Origin of the sequence: Trebonia sp. (assembly GCF_030042015.1) — a bacterium.
Classification (GTDB): domain Bacteria; phylum Actinomycetota; class Actinomycetes; order Streptosporangiales; family Streptosporangiaceae; genus Trebonia.
Genome location: NZ_JASIAL010000465.1, coordinates 1 through 6285, shown reverse-complemented (window position 1 = coordinate 6285; position 6285 = coordinate 1). Strand labels below are relative to the sequence as shown.

Genomic DNA, 6285 nt, shown 5'->3' with positions numbered 1-6285 from the left:
CGCCCACGTCCGTCTACACCATGTGGTACGCCGAGGCCGGGGCGCTCGACACGTTCGGCGGGCATGACCACCTGCCGCCGGTGATATCCGCCAACAACAACTTCTGGCTGTGGGGACCCGGTGACGCATCGGACCGCACGGTCCTGGTGGTGGACGCGCTCGATCAGGTGAGGCCGTACTTCTCGAGCTGCCGCGTGCTGACCGTCTACAATCCGCCTGACCAGGTGAAGAACGACTGGAACGACATCGCGATCAGCGTCTGCACCGGTCCCCGCGCGTCCTGGCGGACGCTGTGGCCGCGCCTGAAGCACTACGACTTACGAACGCGTGACCGGGCCGGACGGGAGTGATCGTGTGGGCATTGACCATGCCGAGCTTGACCATGCCGAGCTTGACCCTGCCGGGCGCCTGCGGGCGATCTGCCTTCCGCTGCCCGAGGTAACCGAGCGGCCAAGCCACGGGGCGCCGACGTTCTTCGTGGCCGGCAAGAAGTCGTTCGCGACGCTGTGGGCTTTCGGCCACCATGACAATGACTTCCCGCACCTGTGGTGCGCGGGCCTGCCCGGCGCGCAGGGCGAGCTGATCGCCGAGGCACCGTCCCGGTTCTTCCGCCCGCCGTACGTGGGTGGCCGCGGCTGGATCAGCGTGCGGCTCGACGGTGACGTCGACTGGGCGGAGATCGCCGAGCTGTGCCGGGACGCTTACCGGGCCGTTGCCCCCGCGCGTCTGGCCGCGCTCCTCGACTCGCGCTAAGACCTGGGCGGATATCGCCGACTCAGGAGCTGCCCCCTAGGTGGCTGACTATGTCGTCATGGGAAAGACCATGCCCCAGGCTCCATGTCTGGAGCTCATCGAGACCAACCGGATCGGGCAGGTCCCGCGACGCCTCATCAGCCAGCTGCGGGTATCCCCAGCGACGAAACAAATCGACCACGTATTGCCTGCTGTATTGCATAGCTATCACCGAGTCCTTGCATCGGCCCGACACCGCCGCGGCGCAGCCGCGCGGCGGGGTACCCGGCCTTGGGGACGCGTTAGTCCTGCGAACTACCTTAGCTGCGCAGCAGGCTTGATCAGCGGCGCGTCCCGCGTGAACGGCCGGAAGCCGGCTCCGTAGTACAGCCCGCGCGCCTGCGGATGCCCGGGCGCCCCCAGGCACGCGACCGTCATGTGAGCGGCTCCGGCGTCCCGCGCCAGATGCATCCCGTACAGCAGCATCGCAGTGCCCAGTCCCAGGCGCCGGTAGGCCGGATGCGTTCCGACAGGCTCGAACTCGGCGGTTTTGTTGGCCTCATCCAGCCACATGATCGTCGATGCCGTCATCGTCCCATCCGGCGCCTCCACCAGGACGTGCAGGTCGCTGCGGTAGGTCGCCGTCCGCCGGACGCCCTCGTAACCCTGCGCTGTGTACGTCGATGGAGCCCACGCATCCACGTGGGCCCGGACCGCGGCCTCAGGCCCGGCCTCTCCCGCGCTGCGGAACCGGAACCCATGCGGCAGCGCCGGCCGTGCCACGTCGGTGAGGTCCCGCTCATTGAGCTGAGTCCACGACCCGGTGTCGCCGAGCGAGGCCGGGTCGGTCTGGTATCCGTGCGCCTGCCATCGCTTCACCGCGAACTCGTCGGCCATCCGCGGCAGCACCGTGCGCTCAACGCCAGCCGCGATGGCGTCGTACCAGTCGATCACGTCGTCAACCAGCTCCGCCTGGCGGGGATGGACCTGATATCCCAGATAGGCGCCAGTGACATCCTGCACCGACCCGTCGCTTCTGCGCACCCGGTGCGGCAGATACGCCCAGCCCCACGCGACCAGCTCACCGCCGGAAAACCACAGGCGGCACGGCCAGGTCCCGCCGTCGCAGGCATGCCCCTTACCCCAGATCCAGGCCAGCTCCCCGAACGTCGCGTCGCTATTGACCAGATCGGGCCGGACGGCGGTGACACGCTGGGCCAGGCCCTGCATGAGCCGTACGTCCCCGGCGGTGACGAGATCGAAGTCACCCACGCGGACCACTGTGTCAAGGCTCCGGCAAACCGTCGACCTGTTTTCGCGGCCACCGGCCGTGCGGTCAGGCCGGCTCCATGCCGAACCGGCTCATGAGGGCTCGCTCTTCTTCGGGCAAGGGAGGCTGGTCCCTGTTCCACAACTCATGCAGGGCCGCGAAATAGGCATCCATCGCGGGGGCATGGATCACCAGCAGCCGGGCCGGGCGGTCGCCGGCATTGCCGAATGTGTGCGCGGTGCCCCGCGGCACCAGCACGAATTCCTGCGGGCCGACCCGCAGTTCCTGATCCTCGATCACGACCGACACGAGCCCGTCGAGCACGAAGTAGGCCTCCGAGCAGTTGGTGTGCCGGTGCGCGGGCGGGCGCCGTCCGCCGGGCGGCAGGGTGCGCTCCATCAGCGACAGGTCGCCGCCGTCCTGTTCGGCCAGGGCCTTGAAGTACATGACGCTACCGCGGGCGCTGAATCGCGCATGGCCCTCGCCAGGCCCTACCACGCCGGTCACCGCAGCACGACCTCCTCGTCGGGTCACCGCGGGGCCGCTGGAAAGGTGGTCGGCGCCCGCGTCGTCACCATACCTTGTGCCCCCGATGTGGGTGCTGCGTCGCTGCGACCGCGGGTCAGGTGAAACGATCGTCCCGTGACGCAGCCGAGCGTGATTCAGGTCACTGATCAGCTGGAGCGCCGGATCCGCAAGCCGGGCGACGCGCTGCGCTGCATCGTGTCCTGCGCCTGGATCTTCGTGCTGGCGGTGGCCGCCGTTGCCGCCAGCGCGACAACCTCGGGGGTGGAGACCGACATCGTTGGCGCGAGCAAGCGGCTGCCGGATGCCCTGCTCGTCGTCGCTCCCCCGATCGCGCTGTTCGCGCTGCTGATCCTGCCCGTGGCGCTGGCTGTCTCCCAGCTGTTGCGGCGTCAGGTCCGCCACGTCGTCGAGGCGGCGGCGACCGGCCTGCTGGCCGGCGCCGCGGCCGATGTCACCAACACCCTGCTCACGCGTCCCGCCGCCGCGCGCCTCTACGACGCGATCATCATGTCGCGCCCGGGTGTCAGCCACGTCGACGCGCTCGACCCCTACCTGTGCGGCCTTGTCGCCTATGTCACCATGATCGGGCTGGCCGGACGGCCGAGCTGGCGGAATGCGTTCGGGCTGGCGATCGGCGTGTACGCGATCGTGCAGCTGGCGGCGTCGCACACGACTGTGTTGCCCATCCTGATCACGCTGCTGGCCGGCCGCGCCATCGGCTCCGCCGTCCGGTATGGCGCGGGCTCGACATCGCAGCGTCCCCCGGCGCGGGAGATCGCCGCGGCGCTGTCCGCCGGGGACCTGGCGGTGACCGCCATCCGGCGGGTGCGCGAGCCCGGTCCCGGGGCGGCCGGATCCCGTCACTACGCGGTGACCACGCAGGACGGCGGCCAGCTCGACGTGGTCGTGTACGACAGGGACCAGCAGGCGGCCGGCGCCTTCTACCGGCTGTACCGCTGGCTCTGGGTGCGGCGACAGGTGTCACGCAACGCCCCGCTGTCGGTCGACCGTACGGTCGAGCGCAGGGCCCTGCTGTCTTACGCGACCGAAGACGCCGGCGTGCCGACGCCTCGGTTGCGCACGCTGGTGCGGGTCGGACCCGAAGCCGCCGTGCTGGCATTTGACCACTTTGACGGGACCACGCTGAGCCAGCGGAATCCCGGGTGCACCGACGCCGAGCTCGGCGGCGTCTGGGACGCGGTGACCCGGCTGCACGCGCATCACGTCACCCACCGCGCGCTCACCGCCGACCGCATCATGTTCACCGCCGGCGGCCAGGTCATGCTGCTCGACCCTGGCGACGGCGACGTGGCCGCGAGCGACCTGCAAATACACCTGGACATAGCCCAGCTGATCGCCGAGCTCGCGCTGTTCGTGGGGCCGGACACGTCCGCGAAGCTGGCGGTTGAGCGGGTGGGCGGGAGCGAGCTGGTGGCCGTGCTGCCGCTGTTGCAGCCGGTCGCGCTCGCCCGTTCCACCAGGAAGGCGATGCGCCGCCGGCGTGACGTCCTGCCCGCCGTCAGGACGATACTGCTGGCGGCCGTGCCGGGCGCCGAAGTCACCCCCGTGCAGCTTGAGCGCATCCGGCCGCGCACCGTGGTAACGCTGGTGGCCAGCGTCGCCGCCATCTACCTGCTGGCCGGCGAACTGGCCAGGGCCAGTCTCGGGGACGTGCTGCGATCGGCGGACTGGCGCTGGGGCGTCGCGGCGCTGGCGCTGTCCGCGGTGACCTACGTGGGCGCGACGCTGTCGCTGTCCGGGTACGTCTCAGCGCGGCTGAATTTCATGCGCACGCTGCTCGTGCAGGTGGCCAGCTCCTTCGTCACGCTGGTGACGCCCGCCGCCGTCGGGGGCGCCGCGCTTAACGTCCGGTACCTGCAGCGCAGGAAGATCCCGTCGGCGGTCGCGGTGGCCAGCGTCGGAGTGTCGCAGGTGGTGGCATTCGCCCTGCACATCCTGCTGCTCGTCGTCTTCGCCGCCATCGCCGGAACCGGGACCAGGAGTCCGATCAGGCCGCCGACGTGGGCCTACTTCGTGGTGGCCGGGCTCGTCGTGCTGGCGGGCGTGGTGCTCGCCATCCCCGCCAGCCGGCGAGTGGTGCGCGCGCGGCTGTCGCCGACCTTCAGCCAGGTGCTGCCGCGGCTGCTCGAGGTCGCGCAGCATCCGCGCAAGCTCGCCCAGGGCATCGGGGGCGCGCTGCTGCTGAGCTTCACGTACATCTTGTGCCTGGCCGCGTGCGTCGCGGCGTTCAGCAGGTCGGTTCCGTTCGCGAAGATCGGCTTCGTGTACCTGACGGGCAGCGCCATCGGCTCGATCATTCCCACCCCGGGCGGCCTTGGCGCGGTCGAGGCGGCGCTGACCGCCGGGCTCACCGCCGCGGGCGTGCCAGGCGCCGTCGCGGTCAGCGCGGTGCTGCTGTTCCGGCTGCTGACGTTCTGGCTTCCTGTGCCCGCCGGCTGGGCGGCGCTGAACTTCCTGGAGCGCCACCAGGATCTGTGAGCCGGCCCGCAGTCCGCCGCCTTCCCGCAAGCAGCGTGACGCGGCCGGGTGCAGGCGCGTCGACGCCGCCGGGTGCCTGCCGGCCTCCGCCCGGCGATGCGATATGTCTGGTATGCCGGAATCACGGAGCCGGACATTCCGGATAAGGCGATTATCGGGGAAGAAAAGACCGGTCAGGGCGGCCTTTCCCTTCCCGTTATCCCGGCCGGGCGCCGCAAGGCGAGCGGGAGGGGCTGGCGTGACGGACGGGAAAGGGCCGGGACGAGGCGACGGGTCAGGCGCAGGTGTCGTAGCAGGCCAAGAGCCAACAAGAGCCAACTGGCGGCTGCCATGCTGACCGGCACATGAACTGCGGTCCTTCACGGTTACGCTTTCCTGCGACGCCGGCCCGGCACGCGGTCAGGGCCGCGGATCCTTCGTCGACTCCGTGCTCACCGCGGTGGACAAGTTCTACACGGAAGTCGTCCAGCACATTAAGCCTTGGTCTCCAGCCCCGCCCGTTCGGCGGGCGGGGCTCGTGCTGACGCCCTGTTTGCCCCGTGGAGCTGTTCCGGCGCCGGTCACGAGAGCAGGCGGCGGACCTCGGCAGCGACGGTCGCGACGTCGACCGGTTCGGTCGTGTCCACGGTGATCAGCGGGCCGATGCCGACCGGCCGGTCGTATCGGTCCATCGCGGACAGCGGCAGCGTCCCCAAGTGGACCTCGTGCCTTGGCCGTGCGTTGTACCGGGCGTGAGCGACCTCGGCGGGGCACGCACAGTGCACCTCGACCATGTGGCCGCCCAGACCGCGCAGCTTGCCCAGCTCATAATCGCTGTGCGGGTGGAAGTTGGCCTCGATCACCATGTCGCCCGCGCTGGCCGCCAGCGCCCACAGCAGGTCCATCGACGCGCTGCCCAGCGACTGCGACCAGGCCCGGTCGATCTCGCCCTGGCCCGGCACGTACAGGGCATCGTGCAGCGTCTCCTTGATCAGGTCCTTGGTCACCAGCGAATACCCGAGCTCGGCCGCCAGCGGAAGGGCGAGGCTCGTCTTCCCCGCCCCCAGCTTTCCCGACACGTACACGAGCCTGCGCATAACAGCCCTCTTCGTGCATTCACGTCCCCAGCTGCCCGGCCGCGCGGAGCGGGGCGATCTGCAGCTTTCCGCGCGTGGACCAGGTCAGACAGTCGGCGCTTGGGCTACAGGCCGGCCGTAGGTCACGGCCTCGCGGATCTCCCGGGGCAGCGACTGGGCGAGTTGCGGGTCGGGCTGAGC

General features: G+C 70.2%; 6 protein-coding genes. 3 read left to right on the top strand and 3 right to left on the bottom strand.

All coding sequences use genetic code 11. The annotated features are described in order from the left end of the window. Window positions 1-350 (top strand): hypothetical protein (locus Q1N79_RS24810; RefSeq protein WP_300612961.1); only part of this gene is annotated, 350 nt, incomplete at its 5' end. Between the two features lie 4 nt (window positions 351-354). Further along, window positions 355-753: an MmcQ/YjbR family DNA-binding protein gene (locus Q1N79_RS24805; RefSeq protein WP_300612959.1), complete on the top strand. Its 399-nt coding sequence runs from the start codon at window positions 355-357 to the stop codon at window positions 751-753. Between the two features lie 294 nt (window positions 754-1047). On the opposite strand, the gene Q1N79_RS24800 is transcribed toward Q1N79_RS24805, so the two are convergent. Beyond that, a complete protein-coding gene (locus Q1N79_RS24800) occupies window positions 1048-2004 on the bottom strand; it encodes a GNAT family N-acetyltransferase (protein WP_300612957.1) in 957 nt (318 codons plus the stop codon). 64 nt (window positions 2005-2068) lie between these two features. After that, window positions 2069-2449, bottom strand: coding sequence for a cupin domain-containing protein (locus Q1N79_RS24795; protein WP_300612955.1), 381 nt, complete (start codon window positions 2447-2449; stop codon window positions 2069-2071). 195 nt (window positions 2450-2644) lie between these two features. On the opposite strand from Q1N79_RS24795, the gene Q1N79_RS24790 reads away from it, so the two are divergent. After that, complete coding sequence (locus tag Q1N79_RS24790) at window positions 2645-5029, top strand: flippase-like domain-containing protein (RefSeq protein ID WP_300612953.1); 2385 nt, start codon at window positions 2645-2647, stop codon at window positions 5027-5029. Window positions 5030-5589: 560 nt separating this feature from the next. Here the strand turns inward: Q1N79_RS24790 and Q1N79_RS24785 are convergent. Next, window positions 5590-6105, bottom strand: coding sequence for an AAA family ATPase (locus Q1N79_RS24785; protein ID WP_300612951.1), 516 nt, complete (start codon window positions 6103-6105; stop codon window positions 5590-5592). Between the last annotated feature and the right edge of the window lie 180 nt (window positions 6106-6285).